The 25,758-nt window shown below is 61.8% G+C and carries 24 protein-coding genes and 2 pseudogenes; 11 read left to right on the forward strand and 15 right to left on the reverse strand.

The features are described 5' to 3' along the window. Positions 1-77: 77 nt before the first annotated feature. A complete protein-coding gene (locus tag ATC00_RS00685) occupies positions 78-1,343 on the reverse strand; it encodes a cation:proton antiporter (RefSeq protein WP_064251648.1) in 1,266 nt (421 codons plus the stop codon). Between the two features lie 245 nt (positions 1,344-1,588). Between ATC00_RS00685 and ATC00_RS00690 the strand changes: the two genes are divergently transcribed. After that, positions 1,589-1,816: a hypothetical protein gene (locus tag ATC00_RS00690; protein WP_037380725.1), complete on the forward strand. Its 228-nt coding sequence runs from the start codon at positions 1,589-1,591 to the stop codon at positions 1,814-1,816. Between the two features lie 666 nt (positions 1,817-2,482). Here the strand turns inward: ATC00_RS00690 and ATC00_RS00700 are convergent. Next, positions 2,483-2,683: a hypothetical protein gene (locus ATC00_RS00700; protein ID WP_037380107.1), complete on the reverse strand. Its 201-nt coding sequence runs from the start codon at positions 2,681-2,683 to the stop codon at positions 2,483-2,485. Between the two features lie 155 nt (positions 2,684-2,838). Here ATC00_RS00700 and ATC00_RS00705 point away from each other — a divergent pair, with 155 nt between their 5' ends. From ATC00_RS00705 to ATC00_RS00725, 6 genes and pseudogenes are all read left to right on the forward strand, one after another. Continuing rightward, positions 2,839-3,831, forward strand: coding sequence for a YihY/virulence factor BrkB family protein (locus ATC00_RS00705; protein ID WP_037380105.1), 993 nt, complete (start codon positions 2,839-2,841; stop codon positions 3,829-3,831). 45 nt (positions 3,832-3,876) lie between these two features. Next, a pseudogene (locus ATC00_RS30670) lies at positions 3,877-4,014 on the forward strand (GNAT family N-acetyltransferase); the annotation flags it as partial. A 241-nt stretch (positions 4,015-4,255) separates the two neighbouring features. Then, entirely contained in the window at positions 4,256-5,551 is a 1,296-nt protein-coding gene (gene ugpB / locus ATC00_RS00710; RefSeq protein ID WP_064251650.1) for a sn-glycerol-3-phosphate ABC transporter substrate-binding protein UgpB, read from the forward strand. A 66-nt stretch (positions 5,552-5,617) separates the two neighbouring features. Continuing rightward, positions 5,618-6,499 (forward strand): sn-glycerol-3-phosphate ABC transporter permease UgpA, encoded by an 882-nt coding sequence (gene ugpA, locus ATC00_RS00715; protein ID WP_064251651.1) that lies wholly within the window; start codon positions 5,618-5,620, stop codon positions 6,497-6,499. Between the two features lie 6 nt (positions 6,500-6,505). Next, positions 6,506-7,354 (forward strand): sn-glycerol-3-phosphate ABC transporter permease UgpE, encoded by an 849-nt coding sequence (ugpE, locus tag ATC00_RS00720; RefSeq protein WP_064251652.1) that lies wholly within the window; start codon positions 6,506-6,508, stop codon positions 7,352-7,354. Further along, positions 7,354-8,403 (forward strand): sn-glycerol-3-phosphate import ATP-binding protein UgpC, encoded by a 1,050-nt coding sequence (locus tag ATC00_RS00725; RefSeq protein ID WP_064251653.1) that lies wholly within the window; start codon positions 7,354-7,356, stop codon positions 8,401-8,403. The genes ugpE and ATC00_RS00725 overlap by 1 nt, the downstream gene beginning before the upstream one ends. Before the next feature lie 55 nt (positions 8,404-8,458). Here ATC00_RS00725 and ATC00_RS00730 read toward each other — a convergent pair whose 3' ends face one another. Together ATC00_RS00730 and ATC00_RS00735 are read right to left on the reverse strand one after the other, a co-directional pair. After that, complete coding sequence (locus ATC00_RS00730) at positions 8,459-9,235, reverse strand: transporter substrate-binding domain-containing protein (RefSeq protein WP_064251654.1); 777 nt, start codon at positions 9,233-9,235, stop codon at positions 8,459-8,461. A gap of 98 nt (positions 9,236-9,333) precedes the next feature. Then, positions 9,334-12,417, reverse strand: coding sequence for an aminotransferase class III-fold pyridoxal phosphate-dependent enzyme (locus ATC00_RS00735; protein WP_064251655.1), 3,084 nt, complete (start codon positions 12,415-12,417; stop codon positions 9,334-9,336). A 108-nt stretch (positions 12,418-12,525) separates the two neighbouring features. Here ATC00_RS00735 and ATC00_RS00740 point away from each other — a divergent pair, with 108 nt between their 5' ends. Then, the gene (locus ATC00_RS00740; protein ID WP_064251656.1) at positions 12,526-12,960 is read left to right on the forward strand and encodes an Lrp/AsnC family transcriptional regulator; all 435 of its coding nucleotides are present in this window, start codon (positions 12,526-12,528) and stop codon (positions 12,958-12,960) included. A gap of 60 nt (positions 12,961-13,020) precedes the next feature. On the opposite strand, the pseudogene ATC00_RS31870 reads toward ATC00_RS00740, so the two are convergent. Next, a pseudogene (locus ATC00_RS31870) lies at positions 13,021-13,149 on the reverse strand (inositol monophosphatase family protein); the annotation flags it as partial. A 283-nt stretch (positions 13,150-13,432) separates the two neighbouring features. Here ATC00_RS31870 and ATC00_RS00750 point away from each other — a divergent pair. Further along, positions 13,433-14,056, forward strand: a complete 624-nt coding sequence (locus ATC00_RS00750; RefSeq protein ID WP_064251658.1) for a hypothetical protein — start codon at positions 13,433-13,435, stop codon at positions 14,054-14,056. Between the two features lie 139 nt (positions 14,057-14,195). On the opposite strand, the gene ATC00_RS00755 is transcribed toward ATC00_RS00750, so the two are convergent. Genes ATC00_RS00755 through uxaC form a run of 8 tightly spaced genes read right to left on the reverse strand, consistent with a single transcriptional unit; the run spans position 14,196 to position 21,300 of the window. Beyond that, positions 14,196-14,531: a cupin domain-containing protein gene (locus ATC00_RS00755; protein ID WP_064251659.1), complete on the reverse strand. Its 336-nt coding sequence runs from the start codon at positions 14,529-14,531 to the stop codon at positions 14,196-14,198. An 11-nt stretch (positions 14,532-14,542) separates the two neighbouring features. Then, a complete protein-coding gene (gene kduD, locus ATC00_RS00760) occupies positions 14,543-15,307 on the reverse strand; it encodes a 2-dehydro-3-deoxy-D-gluconate 5-dehydrogenase KduD (RefSeq protein ID WP_064251660.1) in 765 nt (254 codons plus the stop codon). Further along, on the reverse strand, positions 15,304-16,152 hold the full coding sequence (gene kduI / locus ATC00_RS00765) for a 5-dehydro-4-deoxy-D-glucuronate isomerase (RefSeq protein ID WP_064251661.1): 849 nt from the start codon (positions 16,150-16,152) through the stop codon (positions 15,304-15,306). Before kduI ends, kduD begins: the two co-directional genes overlap by 4 nt. A gap of 34 nt (positions 16,153-16,186) precedes the next feature. Beyond that, on the reverse strand, positions 16,187-16,954 hold the full coding sequence (locus tag ATC00_RS00770; RefSeq protein ID WP_037380086.1) for a FadR/GntR family transcriptional regulator: 768 nt from the start codon (positions 16,952-16,954) through the stop codon (positions 16,187-16,189). A gap of 7 nt (positions 16,955-16,961) precedes the next feature. After that, complete coding sequence (locus ATC00_RS00775) at positions 16,962-18,245, reverse strand: TRAP transporter large permease (RefSeq protein WP_037380085.1); 1,284 nt, start codon at positions 18,243-18,245, stop codon at positions 16,962-16,964. A gap of 4 nt (positions 18,246-18,249) precedes the next feature. Further along, on the reverse strand, positions 18,250-18,810 hold the full coding sequence (locus ATC00_RS00780) for a TRAP transporter small permease (RefSeq protein ID WP_153045150.1): 561 nt from the start codon (positions 18,808-18,810) through the stop codon (positions 18,250-18,252). A gap of 52 nt (positions 18,811-18,862) precedes the next feature. Next, entirely contained in the window at positions 18,863-19,840 is a 978-nt protein-coding gene (locus ATC00_RS00785; RefSeq protein WP_064251663.1) for a TRAP transporter substrate-binding protein, read from the reverse strand. A gap of 50 nt (positions 19,841-19,890) precedes the next feature. After that, entirely contained in the window at positions 19,891-21,300 is a 1,410-nt protein-coding gene (uxaC, locus tag ATC00_RS00790; RefSeq protein ID WP_064251664.1) for a glucuronate isomerase, read from the reverse strand. A 197-nt stretch (positions 21,301-21,497) separates the two neighbouring features. Between uxaC and ATC00_RS00795 the strand changes: the two genes are divergently transcribed. Further along, complete coding sequence (locus ATC00_RS00795) at positions 21,498-22,517, forward strand: Gfo/Idh/MocA family protein (RefSeq protein WP_064251665.1); 1,020 nt, start codon at positions 21,498-21,500, stop codon at positions 22,515-22,517. A 72-nt stretch (positions 22,518-22,589) separates the two neighbouring features. Here ATC00_RS00795 and ATC00_RS00800 read toward each other — a convergent pair whose 3' ends face one another. Both ATC00_RS00800 and alr read right to left on the reverse strand, forming a co-directional pair. Further along, positions 22,590-23,840 carry a D-amino acid dehydrogenase gene (locus tag ATC00_RS00800; protein ID WP_064251666.1) on the reverse strand — a complete coding sequence of 417 codons (1,251 nt, stop codon included), beginning with the start codon at positions 23,838-23,840 and terminating at the stop codon, positions 22,590-22,592. A 21-nt stretch (positions 23,841-23,861) separates the two neighbouring features. Beyond that, a complete protein-coding gene (gene alr / locus ATC00_RS00805; protein WP_064251667.1) occupies positions 23,862-24,989 on the reverse strand; it encodes an alanine racemase in 1,128 nt (375 codons plus the stop codon). 124 nt (positions 24,990-25,113) lie between these two features. On the opposite strand from alr, the gene ATC00_RS00810 reads away from it, so the two are divergent. Next, positions 25,114-25,578, forward strand: a complete 465-nt coding sequence (locus ATC00_RS00810; protein WP_064251668.1) for an Lrp/AsnC family transcriptional regulator — start codon at positions 25,114-25,116, stop codon at positions 25,576-25,578. The last annotated feature ends 180 nt before the right edge of the window (positions 25,579-25,758 follow it).

Raw genomic sequence — 25,758 nt, forward strand, 5'->3', positions numbered from 1 at the left:
CGCCGGGCTTTGCCCGCGCAGATATCGCGATTCACCCAATAATTTCAGCAGTTTACCGTTTATGGACGGGCACTAGTCTAGGACTTCGCACGCAACGCTTCGTCGGCCCTGACGATGCTTTTACGCCGCCTGTCGAGCCGGTGCATTGCCGGGGTGACGGTGAGCCCGTGGGTGACGATGGAAATCAGCACGATCAAGGCGACGGCGGACCACATGACGCCCACCTCTTCGAAGCGGGCCACCCCGGTAGCAAAAGCGAGATAGTAGATCGAGCCGAGACCGCGGATCCCGAAGACGGCGATCGCCGCCCTTTCGCCTTTAGGCAAGGTCGATGGCAGGCTTACCCAACCCGTGGCCGGCCGGGCGATCGCAAGGACAAACAGGGCAAAGGCGAGCACGCGCCAATCGAGGTCGGCAATGAACTGTCCGAGGCTGACGGCGGCTCCGAAGCAGACGAGAAGCACCATCATCAGGAGCCTTTCTATCTGTTCGGAGAAGTCGTGCAGTTCCTTGTGAAAGTCGTGATGGCGCTCGACGGTGCGGAAGGAGAGCGCGGCGACGAACACGGCGACGAATCCATAGCCGTGGACAAGTTCTGTCAGGCTATAGGCGAGGCAGGTGATCCCCAAGGCGACAAAACCGTCGCCCGTGCGTACGAGCGCAGCGCCCTTCGGCAGGCGAAAGGTGGCGAAGCCGAGCACCTTGCCGACGATCCACCCCATCACGACTCCGGCGAAGAGCCGCCATAAGACATCGAGCAACAGCCACCCGGCGAACCAGTCCGGCTCATCCGAGGCCAGTGCGATCGCAATCGCTAAATACACGAATGGAAAACTCAGGCCGTCGTTCAAACCGGCTTCGGATGTCAGCGCGAACCGAACTTCGTCCTCTGTTCCCGTCTCCGGCGGCCCTACCTGGACATCGCTCGCAAGGACCGGGTCGGTCGGTGCCAGGCATGCGGCGAGCAGAATGGCGGAGGCCGCTCCAAGGCCGAGTATCAGCGAGGCGCCGGCGGCCATGACGGCGATCCCCAGCGGCATCGCAATGCCCAGGAGCCGCCACGTGAGAGCCCAGTTGCGCAGGCCGATCGGGCGGTCGATCTTCAGTCCGGCACCCATCAGCGCAACGATGACGGTGAATTCCGTCATATGCTCTATGACGAGCCGGCTGTCGAACGAGGCGAGATCGACTATCGGCCTGAGAATGCTGTGCCCGGCCAAAGCCCCGATGGCGATGCAGAAGATGGGCAGTGAAAGCGGCAGACGGCGAAACGCCATGGGAATCCACGCGGTAAGCAGGATGACCAGCCCGAACAGCCCAAGCGTTATGTCGTAGTGCTCCATCCGCCGTACCTCTCAGTCGATCAAAGCGGGGGCTGGATCGAGATCGAAGGTCACGAGGGGATTTGTTGACATGATGGCTCCGAAACACGCGCAGCAAGATGGTCAAAAACGCGTCCGCCGCGTCTGTCGTTCCCCGTAGACCGCCATCAACGGTCATTGATGGGGCAACATCTGGAATCCGCAGCTTGGCGCACCAATATCAGTGCATGATCAACAAACCTGCTTTGATTGAGGGTCAAAGGGAAATGCACATGCGCTTTTCGGATCTCGCCATTGACGACTATGAAATCTCGATGCTCCGGCGCGTTCATGTCTATGCCTGCTCCTCCAGGGAGCTGGAGCCGGAGAGTGAGGAGGGTGCTAAAATAGGCAGGATGCTTTTTCACCTTTACCAGCAGGGCGTAAGGAGCGAATTCGCCCTGATGCGGATGTTGACGACGGGCGACGCGGTTCCCGGAATGGCCGCCGATTAGCGGGCTCCGTACCCGCCTTTGCATGAGCGCCCATCTAAGGGGCGGGGCGTTTCGCTGCTTTTGTGCGGGAACCCGCCGCGGCGGCGCACCCGCCCAACGTGAACAATTATGGTGTTGACGCGTTTTCCTTCGACCTCACAACGGCGTGGAGGAACTGGCATGCGTCGCGACATGCAGCGTTACATGATGATCGAACTGATCGCCCTCATCGCTGCGCTCGCCGTAGTCGCAGCGGTTATGGTGGTTACCCTGCTTCCCGGCTGACATGGTGGCCTCCGGGCCGGGCCACCACTCAGATCCCTGAGCCGCTCAGATGGTGCGGTTGGCATGACTATGTTGGATCACTTTGCCGGATCGCGCGTTTCCTCCAATAGCAGTGGCCATTACCGAGCTGGGCCAGGCTCGAAGAAAAAGAGTAGCGCGCCTAGAAACCGATGAACGAGCTTCAAAGAGAATTCTCCCCTGCGAACCAGTATGACGTGCAGCGGCTGCCATTCGCGAAGCGCCTCGAGGACCTATCGCCCGGCGAGTGTATCTGGCCTATCAACAGTGGTGGGCCGTATCTGTTCTGCGCCGCCAAAGCCGTCGGCAAATACTGCGCCCATCACAAGTCAAGACTGATACAGAAGCGCGGCGGGCATCTCGACGAATGAGCTGCCGCTGCCGCTACGATGGATTTTTCTTGTCGCCGCTGGCACTTGGCGGGTTCGGGTCGATCGTCTTCACGCCGTCGGCATTGACTTTCGTGTCTTCGATCCGCGTCGCACTGCTTGTCGGAAAGCGGTCGACGTAGAAATAAAACAACGCGCTGGCGATGATGATTATGGCGGCGCCCACCAGCGCCAACCGCTCCCAATTCCTGTTCATGTCTGCATCTCCCGTCCGGTCTCGGACAAAACTGTAGCAGGGGGCGATTGTTCCGTGGCTCGCGGCTGCCACAAATCACCAGCCCGCTGGAACAAGGAAGTTCTCCGAGGGTTGGGCGCTAGCTGAGGCTCGCGGGAAATACCGGACACTTCTAGATGAGCGCCAAGGACGTCGATCTTACGAAGGCAATGGAAACCGCCGACCCTGGCAGGGGACGTAGTGCAGCCACGCCGGGAGAGATACCGGCGAAGGGGTTGCGCGACGTCTTCTGGCGGGTGATGTCCGAGATCTCCGAGGAGCGCGTCTTCCTCGTCGCGGCAGGCGTGAGCTTTTACCTGCTGCTCGCGCTGTTTCCTGCTCTTGGGGCGCTCGTCTCCCTCTATGGGTTCGTGGCGGATCCTTCCAATATCGGAACGCATGTGGCCGTCTTGGACGAGCTCTTGCCGCCCGGTTCATTCAGTCTGATCACGGATCAGCTGACGTCTCTTGCGACGCAGAAGACATCGACGCTCAGCCTTGGCTTCGTCGGCGGCCTGTTGGTATCGCTCTGGAGTGCGGCCAACGGTATTGCGGCGCTCTTCGATGCGATGAACGTCGCCTATGGGGAAAGGGAGAAGAGAGGCATGGTTTCAAGAACGCTCCTGTGCCTTGCCTTCACGTTTGCCGCATTGCTCTTTGCCGTCGTCCTCATCGTGGCGATCGGCGTCATTCCGGCCCTGCTCGCCTATCTATGGCTGGATCGCTGGATCGAGATCCTGACCAGAGTGGCGCGGTGGCCCGCCATTCTGCTGCTAGGCACCCTCGGTACTGTCCTCATCTACCGTTATGGACCGAGCCGCGAACGGGCCAAACTGCGGTGGCTGAACTGGGGCGCTGTATTCAGCACATTGCTGTGGCTCGCCGCTTCATGGATATATTCCTACTATCTGGAGAATTTCGCGAATTACAACGCGACCTATGGCGCACTCGGCGCGCTGATTGGCTTCATGATGTGGGTCTGGATCTCCATGGTCATCCTGATCACCGGCGCCCTTCTCAACGCCGAGCTCGAGCATCAGACGGCAGTCGATTCCACCACTGGAGAGCCGATGCCGATGGGCGAACGTGGGGCTTTCGTCGCAGATACGCTGGGAAAGGCTGCGGATTAGCCTAAATCCATTCTCGCCCTTGCGATCAGGTGGCAAGGCATGGGGTGGACCTTTCAACGCAACCGGCAAGCAAGGCGCTTCTGCGAGAAGCACGGTTTCGTCGCCGTCCAGGAAACGGGCGGCCGCCGGAACGGAGAGAAGGAGCCCGACGTCCTCTATCGATGGGTGAAGGACAGGGGCTAAGCCGGCTCTCCGAGCCAACATTTTCGTTCTTTGCTGGACTGTGCTCTCTCCAGATGCATAAGCTGGAGATGGACCGGAGAGCACCCCTCGACATAAGCCGAGTGCACCCTATTTGCACCCACGGTGGGAGCGGATGCATGCGTCCGACCATCGTTTTGGAGGAGCCCGAGCTGTCCGCTTGGAAACAGGCGCGCGTTGGCGAACAGCGTGGGTATGGCTGAGCGCAAGGGAGGATAATTTTATGCGAGTGATCGGACTATCGACAGTGGCAGCTTTCGGAGCATTGGCGTTTCAGGCCCAGGCCGCCACGGAACTGCAGTGGTGGCATGCAATGACCGGCGCCAACAACGAAATGATCGAGCAGATCGCCAAGGAGTTCAACGAGAGCCAGAGCACCTTCAAGGTGGTGCCGGTGTTCAAGGGCACCTATCCCGAAACATTGAATGCGGGGATCGCTGCTTTCCGGTCGAAGCAGCCACCGGCGATCATCCAGGTCTTCGATGCCGGCAGCGGCACGATGATGGCTGCCGAGGGTGCCATCGTGCCAGCGATGGAGGTGCTGCAGAAAGGCGGCTTCACCTTCGACAAATCGCAATACATGCCCGGCATCGTCTCATATTATTCGAAGCCGGACGGGACGATGCTGTCCTTCCCGTACAATTCCTCCTCGCCGATCCTCTATTACAACAAGGATGCCTTCCAGAAGGCGGGGCTCGATCCCAACAGTCCGCCGAAGACTTGGCCTGAGGTCTTCGAGGCCGCGAAGAAGATCAAGACAAGTGGTGCTGCTGCCTGCGGCCTGACCTCCACCTGGCTGACCTGGATCCAGACGGAGAACTTCGCCGCATGGAACAACGTCGCATACGGGACCAATGAAAACGGCCTCGGCAGTTCGGACGTGAAACTCGAGATCAATGCGCCGCTCTATGTCGAGCATTTCCAGGCGATCGCCGACTTAGCGAAGGACGGCGTCTTCCGTTACGGCGGGCGCACCTCCGAGGCAAAACAACTCTTCACGTCCGGTGAATGCGCCATCATGACGGAATCGTCCGGCGGTCTCGGAGATATCATCAAGAGCGGGGTGAACTACGGAATCGGTCAACTGCCCTACTACGAAGGTCACGGGCCGCAGAACACGATCCCTGGCGGCGCCAGCCTCTGGGTCTTCGCCGGCAAGTCCGACGAGGAATACAAGGGTGTAGCCGAGTTCTTCAACTTCCTGTCGCAGACGAAAGTCCAGGCGAAGCTGCATCAGGTCTCGGGCTATGTGCCGGTGACGATGGCCGCCTACGAGGAGACCAAGAAGTCGGGCTTCTACGAGAAGAACCCGGGCCGTGAAACGCCGATCTTGCAGATGACGGGCAAGGCGCCGACCGAGAACTCCAAGGGCGTTCGGCTGATCAACCTGCCGCAGGTGCGCGACATCCTCAACGAGGAATTCGAGGCGATGCTCGCCGGACAGCAGGACGCAAAGACGACGCTCGACAAGGCCGTCGAGCGCGGCAATGCGGCAATTGCAGCGGCAATCAGCAACTGATCGATCCGGCGACCGCCTGCGGTCGGAAACGGCCGCGGGCGGTCAGGTTGCTGAAGGAGATTGCCTGTGCAGCGTGTCGTCTTTCCGAACAAGATCCTCCCTTATATCCTGGTTGCCCCCCAGATCGTGCTGACGATCGTCTTTTTCTTCTGGCCGGCAAGCCAGGCGCTTTACCAATCCGTCATGCGAGAGAATCCCTTCGGCTTGAAGAGCGGTTTCGTCGGGCTCGCCAACTTCAGTGCCGTCCTCGCAGATGGCAGCTATCTGAACTCGCTGCAGGTGACGGTGATCTTCAGCGTCCTGACTGCGCTCCTATCGATGGGCCTCGCCTTGCTTCTGGCAACGGCGGCCGACCGCGTCGTGCGCGGCCAGACCTTCTATCGCACCTTGCTGATCTGGCCCTATGCGGTCGCGCCGGCCGTCGCCGGCATGCTGTGGCTCTTCATGTTCAATCCGGCGATGGGCACGTTCGCCTATATCCTGCGCCGCAACGGCTTCTACTGGGATCCCTTGCTCAACGGCAATCACGCCATGGTCCTGATCGTCGTTGCCGCCGCCTGGAAACAGATCAGCTACAATTTCCTCTTTTTCGTCGCCGGGCTCCAGGCCATACCGAAATCCTTGATCGAAGCGGCGGCGATCGATGGCGCGCGCGGCACCCGCCGCTTCTGGACGATCGTGTTCCCGCTGCTGGCGCCGACGACCTTCTTCCTTCTCGTCGTCAACACCGTCTATGCCTTCTTCGATACCTTCGGCATCATCCATTCCGTGACCGGAGGCGGGCCGGCAAAGGCCACCGAAACACTGGTCTACAAGGTCTATAACGACGGCTTCGTCAATCTGAACCTTGGCTCTTCGGCCGCGCAATCCGTCATCCTGATGGCGATCGTCGTCGCCCTGACGGCCTTCCAGTTCCGCTTCGTCGAAAGGCGGGTGCACTATGGATAGTCGCCTATGATCGAGAAGCGCCCAATTTCCAACCTCATAGGCCACCTGATGCTCATTGTGGGCATCATCATCGTCGTCTTTCCGATCTACTACACCTTTGTCGCCTCGAGCCTGACGTCGACGGAGATCGTCCGTCCGCCAATGCCGCTGGCCCCCGGCGGACGGCTCGCCGAAAACTACGGCGAAGCACTGGCGGGTGGCGTCGAGCGCGTCGTCGGTGTCAGCCTGGAACGGCTTCTGTTCAACACATTCGTGGTGGCCATTGCGATCGCGGTCGGCAAGATCGTGATTTCCTTCCTCTCGGCCTTCGCGATCGTGTTTTTCCGCTTCCCGCTGCGTATGGCCTTTTTCTGGATGATCTTCATCACCTTGATGCTTCCGGTGGAGGTGCGGATCCTGCCCACTTACAAGGTGATCGTCGATCTCGGGCTGATTGACACCTATGCCGGCCTGACCTTGCCCCTGATGGCGTCGGCGACGGCGACGTTCCTGTTCCGTCAGTTCTTCCTGACGGTCCCGGGCGAGCTCGTCGAGGCGGCGCGCATCGACAATGCGGGGCCGTTCCGCTTCATGCGGGACATCCTGCTGCCGCTGTCAAAAACCAATATCGCGGCCCTATTCGTGATCCTCTTCATCTATGGATGGACGCAGTATCTCTGGCCGCTTCTGGTGACCAACGACAGCCGAATGAACACGATCATCATCGGCCTCAGGAAAATGGTCGATTTTGCCGACGCCTCGACACCCTGGAACTACGTCATGGTCACGGCCATCCTGGCTATCATTCCACCGGTCGTCGTGGTTGTCCTGATGCAGCGCTGGTTTGTCAAAGGCCTGGTTGAAACGGAGAAATAATGGCGACGATCACTCTCAAGGACGTGAAAAAGACCTACGGCGGCAATGTCGATGCCATCCGGGGTGTCTCGCTGGCAATCGCCGACGGCGAGTTCATCGTGCTGGTCGGGCCATCGGGCTGCGGAAAATCGACCTTGCTCAGGATGATCGCCGGACTGGAAAGCATCACGTCCGGAGAGATCGCCATAGGCGATCGCGTCGTCAACAGGCTCGAACCCGCCGAACGCGACATTGCCATGGTGTTTCAGAACTATGCGCTTTATCCGCATATGACAGTGCGTCAGAACCTTGCCTACGGACTGAAAAACCGCAACACGCCCAAGGAAGAGATCGAGCGGCGGATCGCCAAGGCCGCCAAATCGCTGGAGATCGACGCTTTCCTCGATCGCAAACCGCGTCAGCTGTCGGGCGGGCAGCGCCAGCGCGTCGCCATGGGGCGCGCGATAGTTCGCGAGCCCGTTGCGTTCCTGTTCGACGAGCCCCTGTCGAACCTGGACGCGAAGTTGAGGGTGCAGATGCGCGTCGAGATCAAGCAGTTGCAGCGCGCTCTCGGCACCACGAGCGTCTATGTGACCCACGATCAACTTGAGGCCATGACGCTCGCCGATCGCCTCGTCGTGCTGAACGGCGGCAGGATCGAACAGGTCGGAACGCCGATCGAACTTTATGAAAAGCCCGAGACCTCCTTCGTCGCGACCTTCATCGGCTCGCCCTCCATGAACCTTCTGGAGATTGAAGGCGCCTCTTCCGATTGGTCGGCTCCGCCGGCCTTCGTCAATCAGCCGGGAACTGCTTTGCTTGGCATCCGGCCGGAGGATATCGGTCTTGCGGACGGTTCAACTGACAACGATCGATTCAGGGCGCGCGTGCGCGTCGGTGCCGTCGAGCTTGTCGGCGCCGAAAGCTACGTACACGGCAGCCTGACGAGCGGTCAGCCGCTGGTCTTCCGGGTCGCGGGCCGCTCCCGCATCGGCATAGACGACGAGCTCGATGTCGTTGCCCGGCCAGAAAGCCTGCACGCCTTCGATGCGGCAGGCCGGCGTCTGTAGAATTGCAGGATTCACGCGACACGCACCGGCATGCGGCGTCGGGGAGCGCCGTCCCTCATTGCATCGCGGCGTCGAGCTTTGCCTTCCAGCCGCCGTTCTCCAACTCCTTGCGCACGAAAGCGTCGACGGCAGCCTTTAGCGCGACATCCTTGCGAAGCAGGTAGGCGTTCCGGAAATGCGTGAACGGCTCCTTGACCTCAACCGGGCACAGCACGCCGGGATGCAGCTTGGATTGCAGATCCACCTCGACGCCATCGGTGACCATTACATCGGCCTTGCCGGATGCGATCTGGTCGAAAATGATCCTGTTGTCCGGGAAGACCTCGAGCGACGCCTCGTCGAAGTGCTCATGGGCAAACTTGTCGTTGGTGCCGCCCGGATTGACGATCACCCGCACGGAGGGTTGGTCGATCGCATCCAAGGTCGTGTATTTGTTCTTGTCTTCGCAACGGGCAATCGGCCGTTTGCCGTCTGTCACGTTCGGGATCGAGAAATCGCCGACCTCGGCACGAGCGGCGTTGACCGTGATACCGCCGAGGGCGATGTCGAACTTGCCTGCCTTGAAGTCGCCCAGCATGGTCTTCCATGTGGTGGTCACGAATTCCGGCTTGACGCCGAGTTCGGCGGCGAGGCCCGTCGCCATTGCGATGTCGGCGCCCATGAGGTTGCCGTCGACGCCCTTGTAGCTGAAGGGCTTATAGTCGCCGGTCGTGCCGATCTTGATCACGCCTGCCTTCTTGATGTCCGCGAGAGCACCGTCGCCGGCATAAGCGAAGCTGGACGACAGGCTCGAAGCCACCAGGACAGCTGCCGTAAAGTAGGTTCTCATCATTGCGACCTCACGTTAACGAAATCGGATAACAGTTCAGAAATACTGCAAAATCCTTCAAGAACAAGCCAAGAAGGGGAGATTCCATCCGCCGCTGGCTCCTATCCGGCTCTCTCCAGCACGGCGATGAAGGTTTCATCAAGCACCGCGATCAGATGATCGGCATCGCGCTTCGAAAAGATCATCGGCGGGCGCATCTTCAGGACATTGTCATGCGGCCCTTCGGTTCCCATCAGCACGCCGCGCTGCCGCGCCCCATTGGAAACCGCACGGGCGATCTCGGTGGCGGGGGCCTTCGTCCGTCGATCGGCCACGAGTTCTATGCCGAGAAACAGGCCGAGGCCGCGAACGTCACCGATCACTTCGTAACGCTCCTGCATCGCCCGGAAGGCGGTGATCAGGTAGTTGCCGATCTCCAAGGCGTTGCGACGCAGGTCCTCTCCTTCGATGACATCGAGAACCGCCAGGCCGACGGCGCAGGACACCGGGTTTCCGCCAAACGTGTTGAAGAATTCCATGCCGTTGTTGAACGAACTGGCGATCTCACGCGTGGTGATGACGGCCGCCACTGGGTGGCCGTTGCCGATCGGCTTGCCCGTGGTGACGATGTCGGGGACGACGCCTTGCGTCTCGAAGGCCCACCAATGGCTGCCGACCCGACCGAATCCTACCTGTACCTCGTCCGCAATGCAGACGCCGCCCGCTTCACGCACCATGCGGTAGACTTCCTTGAGGTAGCCATCCGGCAGGAAGACCTGACCGGCGACGCTCGGAATGGACTCCGCCAGGAAGAAGCCGGGTGCTTCGTCTCTCGCCTTCATCGCCGCTATCAGGTCGGCGACGCTTTCGGCAAAGCGCTTGCCATGCTCCTCGATCGGCCAGTCGGCGGGCGCGTGGTAGCTGTCTGGCACCGTCGCCACATGAACATGCGGCTTCTGGCCCTTTCCGCCTTTCCGGCGGAACTTGTAGGCGCTGATTTCGATCAGTTCCTGTGTCGTGCCGTGATAGGCCCAGTCGATCACGATGGCGTTTTCCCGGCCCGTATAGGCGCGCATCAGGCGCAGTGCCAGACCGTTCGCTTCCGAACCGCTGTTGACGAAACCGGCGACCGCCAGTTCCTTCGGCATCGTCGCCGTCAGCCGCTCGGCATAGGCGACGATGTTGTCGTGCAAGTAGCGGGTATTGGTGTTGAGCGTTGAGGCCTGCCGGGCCATTGCCTCCACCACTGCCGGATGGGCGTGGCCGATGTGGCAGACATTGTTGAAGCAATCGAGATAGGCGCGGCCGCGATCGTCGATCAGCCAGGCGCCTTCGCCCCGCACGAATTTGATCGGCCTGTCGTAGGAGATCGACAGATTGGGCAGCAGGAGTTCCTTGCGAAGCCGGAGGATCTCTTCATGCGAGCGGCCACTGCGTTTGAAAAACTCTCCGGCGATACCGGCGAACGAGCCCGGATCCGGAAAAAGCTCCGTCCAGACATCCAGGTAGCGTTCCTCCCCAACGCCGAGGATTTCCCTCGCCGCAAGGTTCGCGTCGGTGGAGATTTGCAGATGCAGGTGCGGCGCCCAGCCGCCGTTCTCCTCCGGCACGCCCATTTCGCCGACGAGCGCACCGGCTTCGAGGCTGTCGCCGGCTTTCAGCCGCTCGACGGCCTCATGGGCGAGGTGCCCCCAGAGCGTCAGGAAGGGCGGGCAGTCGGCCGGCTCGTGGCGCAGCGCGATCAGGCAGCCGTAGCCGAGCGCATCCTTCTCGATCTCGACGCTGACGACGGTTGCCGCGAGAGGCGTGTAGACCTCGGTGCCGGCGGCCATGAAGAGATCGAGGCCTAGATGGCGCGTGCGGCGGGCGCCGTCGACGAGGCGAGATGCGAACATCTCGCCCGAATAGACCGTGCGGGCCTCGCCCCAGGGGCCGATGCCCAGCGCCACGCCCGTATCCCGGCAGTGGTCTTCCCAGAGGGACTGGGCTTCATGGGGCCGGGCCGCCGCCGAACTGACGGTCATCGCATGTGTCGGATCGCCATAGGGAACGAGATCTGCCGGGTAGGTCGCGACTGGACGATCGAGAAGCGGTGAAAGGCTCTTTCGGTTTCGGTCGATCCAGGCGCCGACAGTTAGTGCGCCGGCAACCGCCTCAAAACCGCAGGCCCGGCGCAGGATCGCCGTCGCAAAGCGCGGGTTCATGGCGTCAAGCTTGCGCAGGAGCGTCCAGGCCGGTCGTTCGCTGATGGCAAGATAGGGGTTGTCCCCGACCTGGGCGCGACGTGAGGCCGACATCGTGACCGAGGTCACTAGCCGCATGGCGATAAGGTCGAAGAGGAGGTCGATCTCCTCCTCGAGAAGCGGGTATTCGCGGTGAAAGCCACGGGCGATCGCGGCGGCGGCGCCGATCGGGTCGGAGTGATCGAGCCCGGCATAGGCGGCAGCGATCGCGACATCTGCAATGAGCGGCGCGTAGAGGGCATCCCCAAGGTCGATGATGCCGGCTATGCGATCGTGGTTGTCCGGGTCTACGAGCACGTTCCAGTCATTGGCATCATTGTGAATGACCGCAGCGCGCAATGTCGCAAAGCGCGGGGCGACATCCTTGTCGAACCGGGCGAGAAAACGCACGAGAAGGGCGCGGTCGTCCGGGTCGCCAATGTGGTGGAGCCGGTCGGCAGAGCGGCCGGCGTTGCGAAGATCCCAGTCGAGATCGCGAAGCGCGCCCGGATGCATGAAGCCGCGAAGTGAGGCATCAAAGCGGCCGAGCATGCGCCCGAGCGATTCAAGCACCGCCACGCTTCGGTCGGACTGGGCGAGGGGAACACCCGGTATCCAACTGACCAGGCGCAAGCGGTGGATCGCGGCGTGGGCGCCCGTCGTTTCGGCGAGGCTTGCGGCCGAGAGGGTCGGATGGAGGCGGGGAACCGGGAGGTCGCCGGCATATTCGCCAAGGTGCTTCATCAGCGCCGTCTGGAAATCGCCTTCGACCGGTGGCTCCGCGGCGTTGATGATCTTCAGCACGAAGGTCCTACCATCGTCGGCAGCGACTTTGAAATTCTGGTCCCGCTCGCTGTCGAGCGGCGCGAGCGCGCCTTCAATCCCAAAGTGCCGCGAAAGCAGCGCGCCAGCATCATTCAGGCAAAAATTGGGTTTCGTGTTCAGCATGTCGTTTACCCTCACTCTGGGGGGCGAGCCTCGCATGCCCCGGCAGCACGTGCATCCGGCAACAGGCCGGTTGCACCGGCACTCTGTTCGTACTAACCGTCATCTTGTCGGCCGCCGGTGCCTTGTTGCCGCAGGAGTTGTTCAGTGCAGAATATCGACGCCACGGACCGGCAGATCCTCAGCATTCTTAGCCGTGAGGCGCGCATCCCGATGAAGTCGCTCGCCGGTCGCATCGGGCTGTCACGCAGCGCGACGACCGAGCGAGTCACACGGCTCGAGAAGGCCGGCCTGATCCGTGGTTACCGCGCCGATATCGGGCAACTGGAGGAGGGGGAGATCGAGGCTTTCCTATTGCTCACTCTGAAGCGCACGCCCTCGCTCGGCGTGCTCGACAGTCTCGCCGGCTTTTCCTCTGTCCGTCGGGTTTCTTCCGTCAGCGGCCAGCTCGATCTGGTGGTCGAGGTAAGGGTGGATTCGATCAACGCCCTGAACGATCTGCGCAACGAAGTCGCCCAACTCGAGAATGTGGACGACCTTACGACCTCGATCGTATTGCGGCGCGAGATCGAACGGAGCTAAGTCGGGGGCGACAGCTCAGTTGACATTTACAGCCCTTCTCCCCGAACCGGTCGCGGAACGTCAGATGCCCGCCAGCTTCCTGAGGTCTCCGACCGCACCGGGCGCGGCGGCGAGAACCGGCGCGCCTTTCGTCAATCGCCCGCCGTCCACGGGGAAGGGCAGGTACCAGCCGCCCGCTTCCCGTGCGATCGCCTCGATCGGCTGGGCGAAGGTCGTCAGTTGGTGGGAAGACCAGACGTGGTGATCTGCGGGCAGCCTGTCAGTTCGTCTCCATGCCGACCTCGTCTGGCGATCGTCCATTCGCGGTTAGCTCGTCAGGCGTTCCGACAGTGGCAACCGTTCGCTTTGACACCTCCAGGGCGGATCGGTCGTTTCGTGACGGGCACGCGTTCCGTTCCTCACGAGATTGAGATTTTACGCTAGCCGTTGCACGCAATACGCTCATACCTTGGACATCCAAGGGAGGCTCGCCATGAAACGCATGGCACTTATAGTCATCGGATTGGCCTGTTCAGTTGCGCCGGCCGCTGCTCAGGATACTTCGATGAGCTTCTTCGTAACCAGCGCCAATCCAGGCAAGGGCGGCGACCTCGGCGGACTTGCGGGCGCCGATGCGCATTGCGGCGCGCTTGCGGCCGCCGGCGGCTCGACCGGCAAGACCTGGAGAGCCTATCTTTCCACCGATACGGAGAATGCCAAGGATCGCATCGGGACAGGGCCCTGGTACAACGCCAAGGGCGAAAAAATCGCCGACGATGTTGCCGCGCTTCACGGCGTGACCAACAACCTGACGAAACAGACCGCGCTCAACGAGAAGGGCGAAGTCATCAACGGCCGGGGCGACACACCAAACCGCCACGACATTCTGACCGGTACGAAGCCGGACGGGACCGCCGCCGCGGAAACCTGCGGCAATTGGACCTTAGGCGGTGCGGAGGGTGCCGCAATCGTCGGCCACAGCGACCGCAGCGGTCTTGACGATTCGGCGGCGGCCAAATCCTGGAATTCCTCCCATTCGACGCGCGGCGGCTGCACGCTCGAGGCTTTCAAGGGCACCGGCGGCGACGGTCTCTTCTATTGCTTCGCGACCGATTGAGGATCGGCTGAAGCTGCAGAGGCGGGTTATCCGCGGAGCAGGGGCCTGCAGGAGCGGGCGCCCGTCGACCAGAGCGTTGAATAGGCGGTGCGGCAAGGAGCGCACGTGCCGGGGTGCTCTCCTCGACCGCCGCCCGTTCTTACTTGAGAAAATCCGCGCGATGTGGGGTAAAGCTATCGACGAGGCGGCCCGGCTCCAGCGCCTTGACGCCATGGACGACCCCCGACGGCACGATGAAACTGTCGCCGGCGGAAAGAACTTCGCTGTGCTCGCCGATGGTGACCTCGAAACTTCCCGTCGCGACATAGCTGGCCTGAACGTGCGGGTGAGAATGGGGAGCGCCGATGGCTCCTTTCTCGAAGGCGAATTCCACTAGCATCAATTCCTCCGTTGAGAGGATCACCCGGCGCCGATTGCCCTCTCCGAGATTTGTCCATTCGCCTTCGTTACCGCGGGCGAAAAGTTGCCTATCCATCGTCGTCTCCTTCATCTTGCGAGCCAGCCGCCGTCGACCGGAATGACGGCGCCGTGCATGTAATCCGAAGCCGAGGCAAGCAGGAACACCGTCGCATCGCCGATGTCTTCCGGCGTGCCCCAGCGGCCGGCGGGAATGCGCTCGAGAATGGCCGCGCTTCGCTTTTCGTCGGCGCGAAGCGCCTCGGTGTTATTGGTAACGATATAGCCAGGCGCGACAGCATTCACATTGATGCCCTTGGCGGCCCACTCGCAGGCGAGAAGCCGGGTGATGCCCAACGCACCGTGCTTGGAGGCTGTGTAGGAGGCGACGCGGATACCGCCCTGGAAGGAAAGCAGCGAGCCGATATTGACGATCTTGCCCCGTCTTTGCTCGGCGAGCACGCGGCGGCCATAGCCTTGGCTGAGGAAGAACAGCGAATTGAGATTAACGTCGATCACATCATCCCAGTCTGCCTCGGTGAGGTCCACCGCGTCGGCGCGTCGGATGATTCCGGCATTGTTGACGAGTCCGTCGAGAGCTCCATGATCGTTCCACAACCGGTCAATGAGCGCGCGTGTCGCTTCGCGGTCGGAAAGATCGGCCTCAGCGGCAATGAAGCTTCCACCAGTGACGGCAACCTTCTCCGAGGTCTCATCCATGGCGGAGCGGCCCACACCGATCACCGTGCCCCCAGCTCGTGCGACCGCGACGGCAATTCCCTGTCCGATTCCCGTGTTTGCGCCGGTGACGACGATGCGGCGGCCGGCAAGGCTGAAGGCCGACGGAACGCTCACTTTAGCGCCTCCATCGGCACCATTTCCACGTCGGTATAGTCGACATTGTCGCCGGCCATGGCCCAGATGAAGGCGTAGCTCGAGGTTCCGCAGCCGGAATGAATGGACCAGGGCGGCGAAAGCACCGCCTCCTCCTTTGCCATCACGACATGGCGTGTTTCGCTCGGTTCGCCCATGAGATGCAGAATGCGCGCACCGTCCGCGAGGTCGAAATAGAGATAGGCCTCCATCCGCCGGTCGTGCACATGGCAGGGCATTGTGTTCCACACCGAACCCGGAGCAAGCTGCGTCATGCCGACGACGAGCTGACAGGTCTTCACGCCTTCCGGGTGAATGAATTGGAAGATCGAGCGCTCGTTCGAGGTGGCGGCACTGCCGAGATCGAGCCGCTTGGCATCGCCGATGCGGATATGGCGCGTCGGCAATGCCTGGTGGGCCGGCGCGCTGAGCAGATAGAATTTGGCAGGGGCGGCTGGATCGTTGGACGAGAAGGAAACGTCCTTGCTCATGCCCGCATAGATCATGTCGCGCGCCTCGAGCCGGAAACTTTCCCCGCCCACTTCGACGCGGCCTGCGCCGCCGATGTTGACGGCAATGAGTTCGCGCCGGTCGAGGAAGCGGGGCGTGCCCGTCGGACGGATGGTCTCGAGCGGCAAGGGTGCGTCGATCGGCATCGCGCCGCCGACGATCATCCGGTCATAGTGGGTATAGGTCAGGGCAATGCGGCCCGGCCGGAACAGATCCGAAATGTGAAAATTCGCGCGAAGCGCCTCGGTATCCATGCGCGCAGCGGCTTCGGGGTCAACGGCGTGACGGATGGCATAGTCGATATGGCTTGGGGTCATCGGCTTGTTGTCCTCAGATTGGAAGAAAAGGAAGTCAGCCCCGGCGCGTTGCCGTGCCCGACATCCATTTGGCCTGCTGGCCGCTCAGCCGCACGCGATAGCGTTCCTGGCTGGCGGTAAGGTGGGCGCGCATGGCGGCGCGGGCAGTGTCCGGGTCGCTGGCAGATATCGCCTTCAGGATCGCCAGATGCTCGCGCTGCAGGCCTTCCTGATATTCGCGCGACAGGATGCTGTCGGTCCCCCAAGGCGAGGCGATGTCGCAGGGGATCGCTCGCATCCCAAGCGCATCGAGAACTTCCACATAGTAGGGATTGTTGGTGGCAACGGCGATCGCCCGATGGAAGGCGAAATCGCTCTTGCCGGTTGCCTCGCCGCGCTCGAGCAGCCGTTCGAATTCAAAGAACGCCTCCTGGATCTGCGCCTCTTGGGCGGCATTGCGCCGCAGCGCGGCGAGCCCCGCGCTCTCTATCTCGAGCCCCATCCGCACCTCGATGACATTGAGCGCATGGGAGATCCGGTTGCCGACGTCGAGGCTGATCGAGCCGAAGGCAAGTGTCGGGTGGTCCTTGACGAAGACGCCGGCTCCCTGTCGCGCTTCTACCAGGCCATCGGCGGCAAGGGTCGCGATCGCCTCGCGGACCACGGTCCGGCTGACACCAAAGAACGCGCTCATCCGGCTCTCCGTCGGCAGCTTGTCGCCGGGAGGTATTTCGCCTTTCAGAACCTGCTCCCGGATCGCGTTCGCGACGCGCTCGGAAAGCTTTGGCTTGCGCTCCGTCTTCGATTCGGCCGGGGAGTCCATGACGCTCTTACCCCTTGAAGACGCCCGGCAGCCAGAGCGAGAGGGCCGGAACATAGGTGACGAGCCCGAGGACGATCAAACCGGCCAGATAGAAGGGCCAGATGCTGCGCATCGCCTCCCACACTGTGATTTTCCCGACCGCGCAGGCGACGAACTGGACCGCGCCGACCGGCGGCGTATTGAGGCCGATCCCGAAGTTCAGGATCATGATCACCCCGAAATGAACCGGATCGACGCCATAAGCCAAGGCCACCGGCAGGAAGATCGGGGTGCAGATGATGATCGTGGGCCCCATGTCCATGAACGTGCCGAGGAACAGCATCAGGACGTTGATCAACAGGAGGACGATGATCGGATTTTCCGAGATCGTGTTCATCCAATCGATCAGCGCGGCGGGCACCTTGAGGAAGGCCATCAGCCAGGAGAAGGCGGCGGCCATGCCGATGATCAAGAGGACCATCGCCGTCGTGCGCACCGCACCGAAGGTGGCGTGGACGAAGTCCTGCCAGCTCATTTGCCGGTAGACGAAGACAGTGACGGCCAGCGCATAGAGAACGGCGATGCATGAGCTTTCGGTGGCCGTGAACACGCCCGAACGGACGCCGCCGAAGATGATGGCGATGAGCAGCAGACCGGGGGTCGAGATGAGCAGCAAGCGGCCGACCCGGGCAAATCCTGGAAAGACCTCGGTGGGATAGCCGCGGCTACGTGCCACGAAATAGGCGGTCACCATCAGCGCGGCCGCATAGAGGAGGCCGGGGACAATGCCCGCGGTGAAGAGATCCGCGATCGAGATCTTGCCGCCCGCCGAGATCGAATAGATGATCATGTTGTGCGAAGGCGGCAGCATCAGCGCGATCAACGCCGCCATGGAGGTGACGTTGACGGCATAGTCCGCGCCGTAGCCGCGCGCCTTCATCTGCGGGATCATCAGCCCGCCAACGGCGGCGGCCTCTGCGACGGCGGAACCGGAAATGCCGCCGAACAGCGTCGCGGTGACGATGTTGACCTGACCCAGTCCACCGCGGATGTGGCCGACCAGCGAGGCGGCGAAGGCGACGATCTTCTGGGCGATGCCGCCGCGCACCATCAGGTCGCCGGCATAGATGAAGAACGGGATGGCGAGCAACGAAAACACGCTCATGCCGGAATTCAGCCGCTGGAAGATCACGAGCGGCGGCAGCCCGAGGTAGAGCACGGTCGCGAAGGAGGCGACGCCGAGGCAGAAGGCGATCGGCGTGCCGATCAGCATCAGCAGCGTAAATACGCCGAAAAGGATCATCATATCCATCTGATCACGCCTTTACATTCGCGGTATCGAGTTCGGCGGCAACCTCCGCCGGGGGCATTTCGTCCAGAAGTTCGTCGATCGGTTCGCCAGCGAGGCGCAGAACGATGCGTTCGAGGGCGAACAGACTGATCAGCACGCCGCCTGCAACCAACGGCACGTAGTTCCAGCCGCCGGAGATATGCAGCGACGGCAGAATGGTGTCCCAGGTAAGCCTGACAAGCTCGACCCCATACCAGATCATGCCGAATCCGAAGGCGAGTGCGACAAAGTCCGAGATCATCCGCAGCCACTTCTTCCCGCCTTTGGGTATCACGTAGAGAAGGACGTCGAAGCCGAGGTGATAGTTCTCCCGCACGCCGACTGCAGCACCGAGGAAGATGAACCAGCTCATCAGCATCACCGCGCCGGGCTCGGTCCAACTCGGCGAGTCGTTCAGCACATAGCGGCAGAACACCTGCCAAGCGACGATGGCCGTCATCATGACGAGGCCGATACCCGCAAGCCAGAGCGAAAGCGTGCTCAACCCGGAGAGCGCGCGGCCTGTTTTCACCAGTCTGGTGGACATGGTCGTCATCCCTAGAAGGGATGGGCAGGGTAGGGCCTGCCCATCAAATGCGTCATTGAACCGCCCGTACGTCCTCGACCATCTTCTTCAGGACCGGATCGGTAACGTGCTTTTCGTAAACCGGCTTCATCGCATCGATGAAACCCTGCTTGTCGGGCGTGGAAATCTTCGCGCCGGCAGCCTCGACCTTGGCGCGCGACTCGCTGACCTTTGCCGCCCAGAGCTCGCGCTGCTTAGCGACGCTGTCCTTGGCAGCCTGCTTGAAGATCTCCTGGTCTTCCGGCGTCAGCTTGGCGAAGGCGGCCTTGTTCATCACGAACACCTCCGGAAGGATCGTGTGCTCGTCGAGCGAGAAGTTCTTGGCCACCTCGAAATGCTTGGCGGTGTCGTAGCTCGGGAAATTGTTCTCCGCGCCGTCGATGACGCCCGTCTCGATCGCCGAATAGACTTCGCCATAGGGCATCGGCGTCGCATTGGCGCCAAGCGCCGCCACCATGTCGACGAAGATGTCAGACTGGATGACGCGGAACTTCAGCCCCTTCATGTCGGCAACCGAAGTGATCGGCTTCTGCTTGTTGTAGAAGGAGCGCGAGCCGGCATCATAATAGGCAAGCACCACCAGCCCGGCGCCTTCGAAGGCCGTCTTGATCTGGTCGCCGATCGCACCGTCCATGACCTTGTGCATGTGCTCTTCCGACCGGAAGAGGTAGGGCAGGGCCGGGACGATCGACTCCTTCACCGTGCCGTTGAAGGGTGCCATCGAAACGCGGTTCAGTTCGATCACGCCGGAGCGAACCTGCTCGATGGTATCCTTTTCCTCGCCGAGCTGCGCCGAGTGGTAAACCTCGACAGCGTAGCGGCCGGCGGTGCGCTCCTTGACCAACTCGCCAAAATATTCGACGGCCTCCACCGTTGGATAGCCGTCCGGATGCGTGTCCGACGAGCGTAGCACCGTCTGGGCGCTGGCCGCACCGGCCATGCATGAAGCGGCAAGCAGCAGACCTGCCGTCAGTTTCACAAGAATTCTCATGCTCTCCTCCCGTTTCGCATGATCAAATTGATGATCTCGATTTCAATGTCTCAAAGTCGATACGCCTTCTTTGCGAGCCCGCAGGCAAGGTCTCCCGCAAGCTCGCATGCCTCGTCCTCTCTCAGCCGGTGCTCGGCGACGAGACGAGCCAGAAATGCGCAGTCCACCCGGCGTGCGATATCGTGGCGCGCCGGGATCGACGGAAACGCCCTGGTGTCGTCGTTGAAGCCGACGGTGTTGTAGAAACCGGCCGTCTCGGTGGTCATCTCGCGGAAGCGGCGCATGCCTTCCGGGCTGTCGTGGAACCACCAGGCGGGCCCAAGCCTGAGCGCCGGATAGACGCCGGCGAGCGGCGCAAGCTCGCGCGCATAGCTGGTCTCGTCCAAGGTAAAGAGGATAACGGTCAGCTCGGGCTCCAGCCCGACGGCGTCGAGCAGCGGCTTCATTGCCGTGACATAATCCGTGCGGGTCGGAATATCGAAACCCTTGTCGCGGCCGAACTTCGCCAGCATGGACGGAGAATGATTGCGGAAGGAGCCCGGATGGATCTGCAGCACCAGTCCGTCATCAACGCTCATTTTCGCCATTTCGGTCAGCATCTGAGCACGGAAGAGCCGGCTATCGTCCGCATCCGCCTTGCCGGCGCGCACCTTGTCGAACAGTGCCATCGCCGCCGCTTCAGAAAGATTGGCCGTGTCCGCCGTGGCGTGGCCGTGATCCGTGGAGGTGGCACCGAACTGCTTGAAGTAGGCGCGTCGCGCCCGATGCGCGTCCAGATAGCCCTTCCATGTTCCAGTGTCGGCGCCGGTGATCTCACCCAGCCTGTCCAGGTTGGCCGAAAAGCCGGCAAAGTCCGGATCCACGACCGAGTCGGGCCGGTAGGCGGGAACGACGCGGCCCTTCCAGCCGCTTTCGCGGATTTTCGCGTGCCATCGCAAATCGTCGAGCGCGCCGTCGGTCGTGGAGATCACCTCGATATTGAAGCGTTCATAGAGGGCGCGGGGGCGGTAGTCCGGCTTATCGAGGCAAGCGGCGATGTCGTCGTACAGGCGGTCGGCATTTTCCGCCGAGGGCAACTCGTCAATGCCGAAGAGGTTGGAGAGCGTGTAGTCGAACCAGAGCCGTGTCGGCGTGCCGCGAAACAGATGATAGCGCTCGCAGAAAAGCCGCCAGATCGCGCGGCCGTTCGTCTCGACCGGCGAGCCATCGAGGGTCGGCACTCCGAGTTCTTCCAGTTTCACGCCCTGGCTGAACAACATGCGGAACACATAGTGGTCCGGTACGATGAGAAGCTGCGCCGGATCGGGGAAGGGCTCGTCGAGCGCATACCACCGCGGTTCGGTATGACCGTGCGGGCTGACGATCGGCAGTCCGCGCACCTCGGCATAGAAATCCCGCGCCAGACGCCGCGTGCCCTCGTCCGCCGGAAACAGAAGATCTGGGTCGATCAGCCCCTTCATGTGGCCCGCTCCTCCTATAGGCCTCTATGGCTAGGACCTGTAAACAAGATTGTCAACATACAAATTATCAGACTTGTATGATGAATTTATTTGTGCGCGTTCTTATGTTGGGCAAGCGGCGTTCGGCCGCGTCGTCTGTATGAACCAAGGGCGATTGCCCAAACGGTCGCGGATCACCGGGTGATGGAGAGGGCGAGATGGCAAGGACACGCATCGGATTGATTGGCCTCGGCATGGCCGCAGCGCCACATGCCAAAAGTCTGCTCGATTTACAGGAGAGGGTCGAGGTCGTCGCCGCCTATAGCCCCACGCGCGCGAGGCGCGAAGCATTTGCGCAGACCTACGGATTTCCGACTTGCGACGACGCCGAAACGATCTTTGCCGATCCATCGATAGCAGCCGTCATGGTGCTGACGCCGCCCAATACCCATCTCGATCTGGTGCGGCGTGCGGCCGCCGCGAAGAAGCATGTGCTTCTCGAGAAGCCGCTGGAGATCACGCCGGAAAGGGCGAAGGCGCTGGTGGAACTCGCCGAGCAAGCCGGCATCAAGCTCGGCATCGTGCTTCAGCACCGCTTCCGTCCGGTCAGCGAGGCACTTGCCGAACTGATCGAGGAGGGTCGCCTCGGGGAGATCGTCAGCGCCTCGGCGCGCCTCCACAACTGGCGGCCGCAAAGCTATTACGATCAGCCGGGACGCGGCACGCGGGCTCGCGATGGCGGCGGCGTGCTTCTCACCCAGGCAATCCATACGCTCGACCTCTTGATTTCGGTCGCCGGCCTTCCGGAGGAGGTCAGAGCCTTTGCGGCAACCAGCAAAGTGCACCGCATGGAAACGGAGGACCTTGCCATGGCAGGCATCCGCTACGCCAACGGAGCGATCGGCACCGTGAGCGCCACCACCTGCGCCTATCCCGGTTTCCCCGACGAGATCGACGTCATCGGCACGCGCGGTATGGCGCGCCTCGGCGGCAGGAGCCTCACCGTTTCGTGGCACGACGGCACGGAACTCACGATCGAGGACGAAGCCGCCGGAGGTGCCGGCGCCGATCCGATGGCCTTCCCGCACCACCATCACCGCGCGGTGCTCGCCGATTTCCTCGATGCAATCGAGATCGGACGAGAGCCGCGCGTCAACGGCCGTGAGGCGTTAAGGGTTCATCGCCTCATTGAGGCAATTCTCATGGCCGCCGAGAGCGGCCACCCACAACATCCTTAGGCTTCGTTGCGACGCCTACGACCAGGACGGCCAAAAAGTGAGACGCGACCGCTTTCGCCGCCGAAGAGCTGGTCATCTATAGCGACCGATCGCCAGATCCTTCGCGTCGATCTCTGGCTTGCGTCCGCCGACCAGGTCGCTGATGAGACGGGCGGAACCGCAACTCATCGTCCAGCCGAGTGTGCCGTGGCCGGTGTTGAGGAAGAGGCCGGCAATCTTCGTCGGCCCGATCACCGGTGTTCCATCCGGGGTCATCGGCCGCAGTCCGGACCAAAAGGACGCCTGCCGCAAATCGCCACCCGGGAACAGATCTGTCACGGAATGGTCGAGGGTGCGCCGCCGGGCAGGGCCAAGGTCATTGGTGTATCCGGATATTTCCGCCATACCGCCGACGCGGATCCGGTCGCCGAGGCGCGTGATGGCTATCTTGTAGGTCTCGTCCATCACGGTGGATTCCGGTGCGCGCGAGGCGTCGGTGATCGGAATGGTCAGTGAATATCCTTTGACGGGATAGACCGGTAGCTTGATGCCGAATGGTTTTAGCAGCAGCGGTGAATAGCTGCCCAGCGCAACGACGACCGCATCCGCCCTCAGCCGGTCGCGATCGGTCAGAACGCCGCGGACCTGCCCGCCTTCGACATCCAGCCCTTTGATGTGCGTGCCATAGCTGAAGCGGACGCCCAGCGCCGCTGCCGTGGCGGCGAGCGCGTTGGTGAACTTGAAGCAATCGCCGGTTTCGTCCTTTGGCGTCAGCAGGCCGCCGACAATCTTTTCGCGCACATGCTTCAGCGCAGGCTCGACCCCAATGCAGCCGTCACGGTCGAGCACCTTGTAAGGCACACCGTCGGCCGCCAGCGCCTTGACGTCCTTTGCCGAAGCGTCGAGCTGCTGCTGCGTCCTGAAAAGCTGCAGCGTGCCCTGCATGCGCTCGTCATAGGCGATGCCGGTCTCCGCCCGCACCTCTGCCAGAGATGTCCGGCTGTAAGCCGCGAGGCGCAGCATGCGGCTCTTGTTGATCGCGTAGCGCTCCGGGGTGCAGTTTCTCAGCATCTGGAGCATCCAGCTGAGCATGGCGCGATCGATCTTCGGCCGCAGGATGAGCGGCGCGTGCTCCATGAAAAGCCATTTCAGCGCCTTCATCGGAATACCGGGTGCGGCCCAGGGCGAGCAGTAGCCGAAGGAGACCTCGCCGGCATTGGCGAAGCTGGTTTCCAGGGCCGGGCCTACTTGGCGGTCGATGACGGTGACTTCGTGTCCTGCCTTGGCGAGCTGGTAGGCACTGGTGACGCCGATCACGCCGGCGCCGAGAACGATGACTTTCATGGTTTCCTCGATGATGGATGATCAGCGATAGCGACGCTCGTAGCGGCGCCCGAGGCTGGTCAGAATTTCATAGGAGATGGTGCCGGCGGCTTCCGCTAAGTCCTCCAGCGTCTGATTCGGGCCGAGAACCTCGACAAGGCTCCCCAGCGCGAGCGTGCCATCGGGGAGGGCGGTAATATCCACGGTAATGCTGTCCATCGAGACGCGCCCGACGATCGGCAGTCGCACGCCTTCATAGAAGACGGCGCTGCGATGGCCGAGACAGCGCGGCAGACCGTCCGCATAGCCTGCGGCGATCGTGGCAAGCCTGGTTTCGGCGGAAGTCACATGCGCACCACCGTATCCGACGCGTGTTCCGGCCGGCACTGTTCTCGTCTGAATGACGGCGACGTCGAGCCGCACCACCGGCTCCATCGGATTGGGCGTGCCCGCCATCGGCGCTCCCCCGTAGAGGGCAATGCCCGGACGAGACAGCACACCGTGATAGTCGTCGCCCAAGAATATGCCGCCCGAATTGGCAAAGCAGACGCTCAAGCCTGGAAACTCGGCCGCGATCCGACCGATCTCGGCGAGCTGCTCTGCATTTTGGCGGTTGTCCACCTCGTCGGCGCAGGCGAGGTGGCTCATGATGAACAGGATTTCGATATTGCCGCCGCCCTCGAGCTCGGCCGCAAGCCCGGTTCGTTCCTCCGGCGGAACGCCCAAACGCGACATGCCCGTGTCGAACTGCAAGACCGCCGGAAGAACGCGCCCGAGCTTCCGCGCCGTCAACGACCAGCGGCGGAATTGCTCGAGGGAGTTGAGAACCGGAACGATATCGGCCTCGGCGCAGGTGATCTCCGTTTCGGGCTGCAATCCGTTCAACACGAATATTTGCGTGTCGCTCGGCAGAAGCGGTCTGAGCTTCACCGCCTCGACGAGATGCGCAACAAACAGGTGCCGGCAGCCCTCCGCATGGAGGGCGCTGGATACCGGCTGGGACCCAAGGCCGTACGCGTCGGCCTTCACCACCGCGGCGGCCATTGCAGGTGCGACCATTGCCGAAAGCTTCCGGTAGTTCCTGCGCAAGGCGGCAAGATCGATCGTCAGGTAGCCCGAAGCGCCACTCTCGATCTGTCGATCTGGAACATGCAAAGCTTGACGGTTCATGTGCAACCCTCCCGTTGCGCAAAACATAATTGAAACGATCTTCGAATATCCCACCTGGTGTTGATTGATCATATCAATGTATGATCATTATTCGCACATCCTGCACGAAGACGGAATCTTATGCATGACAGCCCTCGACGCGATCGATCGGAATATCCTGCGCCTGCTCCGCGTCAACGCGCGCATGAGCAATGCCCGCATGGCGAAGGAGGTCGGCCTTTCGCCGTCGGCCTGTCTGCGCCGGATAAGATTGCTCGAAGAGGCAGGCGTCATACGCGGCTATACCGCGCTCGTGGAAAGCGGAAGTTCGGAGGACACGATCGCGGTGATCATCAATATCACGCTGGAGCGTCAGACGGAGGATCACCTCGACCGTTTCGAAGCCGCCGTACGCAAGCATCCGGAAATTCGCGAGTGCTTCCTGATGACGGGCGGATCAGACTATCTGCTACGGGTGGAGGTCGCGGGTGCCGGCGAGTTCGAGCGGATTCACAAGGATATCCTCTCGACGCTGCCCGGCGTCCTGCGCATTCATTCAAGCTTTTCAATCCGCAATGTTCTTGCCACCCGAACCAAGGCTCGGCGGTGACGGATCTGTTGAAGGTTCTGGACAACAACAGAAGAAGAAGTGTGCGGCGGTGGACGGCTTCTCTGAGAAGTTCCATAAGATAGATTACGCGATCTTCGCTTGTAGCGGCATTTTAGAGATGCGACATATGAGCCAGTTAGAGATGCGACAGTCGTCGCCTCTTGGGATGCTGGTCAAACG

It is taken from the genome of Sinorhizobium americanum, assembly GCF_001651855.1.
GTDB classification, from domain to species: Bacteria; Pseudomonadota; Alphaproteobacteria; order Rhizobiales; family Rhizobiaceae; genus Sinorhizobium; species Sinorhizobium americanum.

Bases quoted from the DNA above. Each gene is read 5' to 3' on its own strand.
- ATC00_RS00685 (WP_064251648.1), bottom strand. From the start codon at position 1,343: ATGGAGCACTACGACATAACGCTTGGGCTGTTCGGGCTGGTCATCCTG.
- ATC00_RS00690 (WP_037380725.1), top strand. From the start codon at position 1,589: ATGCACATGCGCTTTTCGGATCTCGCCATTGACGACTATGAAATCTCG.
- ATC00_RS00700 (WP_037380107.1), bottom strand. From the start codon at position 2,683: ATGAACAGGAATTGGGAGCGGTTGGCGCTGGTGGGCGCCGCCATAATC.
- ATC00_RS00705 (WP_037380105.1), top strand. From the start codon at position 2,839: ATGAGCGCCAAGGACGTCGATCTTACGAAGGCAATGGAAACCGCCGAC.
- ugpB (WP_064251650.1), top strand. From the start codon at position 4,256: ATGCGAGTGATCGGACTATCGACAGTGGCAGCTTTCGGAGCATTGGCG.
- ugpE (WP_064251652.1), top strand. From the start codon at position 6,506: ATGATCGAGAAGCGCCCAATTTCCAACCTCATAGGCCACCTGATGCTC.
- ATC00_RS00725 (WP_064251653.1), top strand. From the start codon at position 7,354: ATGGCGACGATCACTCTCAAGGACGTGAAAAAGACCTACGGCGGCAAT.
- ATC00_RS00730 (WP_064251654.1), bottom strand. From the start codon at position 9,235: ATGATGAGAACCTACTTTACGGCAGCTGTCCTGGTGGCTTCGAGCCTG.
- ATC00_RS00735 (WP_064251655.1), bottom strand. From the start codon at position 12,417: ATGCGAGGCTCGCCCCCCAGAGTGAGGGTAAACGACATGCTGAACACG.
- ATC00_RS00750 (WP_064251658.1), top strand. From the start codon at position 13,433: ATGAAACGCATGGCACTTATAGTCATCGGATTGGCCTGTTCAGTTGCG.
- ATC00_RS00755 (WP_064251659.1), bottom strand. From the start codon at position 14,531: ATGGATAGGCAACTTTTCGCCCGCGGTAACGAAGGCGAATGGACAAAT.
- kduI (WP_064251661.1), bottom strand. From the start codon at position 16,152: ATGACCCCAAGCCATATCGACTATGCCATCCGTCACGCCGTTGACCCC.
- ATC00_RS00770 (WP_037380086.1), bottom strand. From the start codon at position 16,954: ATGGACTCCCCGGCCGAATCGAAGACGGAGCGCAAGCCAAAGCTTTCC.
- ATC00_RS00775 (WP_037380085.1), bottom strand. From the start codon at position 18,245: ATGGATATGATGATCCTTTTCGGCGTATTTACGCTGCTGATGCTGATC.
- ATC00_RS00780 (WP_153045150.1), bottom strand. From the start codon at position 18,810: ATGTCCACCAGACTGGTGAAAACAGGCCGCGCGCTCTCCGGGTTGAGC.
- ATC00_RS00785 (WP_064251663.1), bottom strand. From the start codon at position 19,840: ATGAGAATTCTTGTGAAACTGACGGCAGGTCTGCTGCTTGCCGCTTCA.
- uxaC (WP_064251664.1), bottom strand. From the start codon at position 21,300: ATGAAGGGGCTGATCGACCCAGATCTTCTGTTTCCGGCGGACGAGGGC.
- ATC00_RS00795 (WP_064251665.1), top strand. From the start codon at position 21,498: ATGGCAAGGACACGCATCGGATTGATTGGCCTCGGCATGGCCGCAGCG.
- ATC00_RS00800 (WP_064251666.1), bottom strand. From the start codon at position 23,840: ATGAAAGTCATCGTTCTCGGCGCCGGCGTGATCGGCGTCACCAGTGCC.
- alr (WP_064251667.1), bottom strand. From the start codon at position 24,989: ATGAACCGTCAAGCTTTGCATGTTCCAGATCGACAGATCGAGAGTGGC.
- ATC00_RS00810 (WP_064251668.1), top strand. From the start codon at position 25,114: ATGACAGCCCTCGACGCGATCGATCGGAATATCCTGCGCCTGCTCCGC.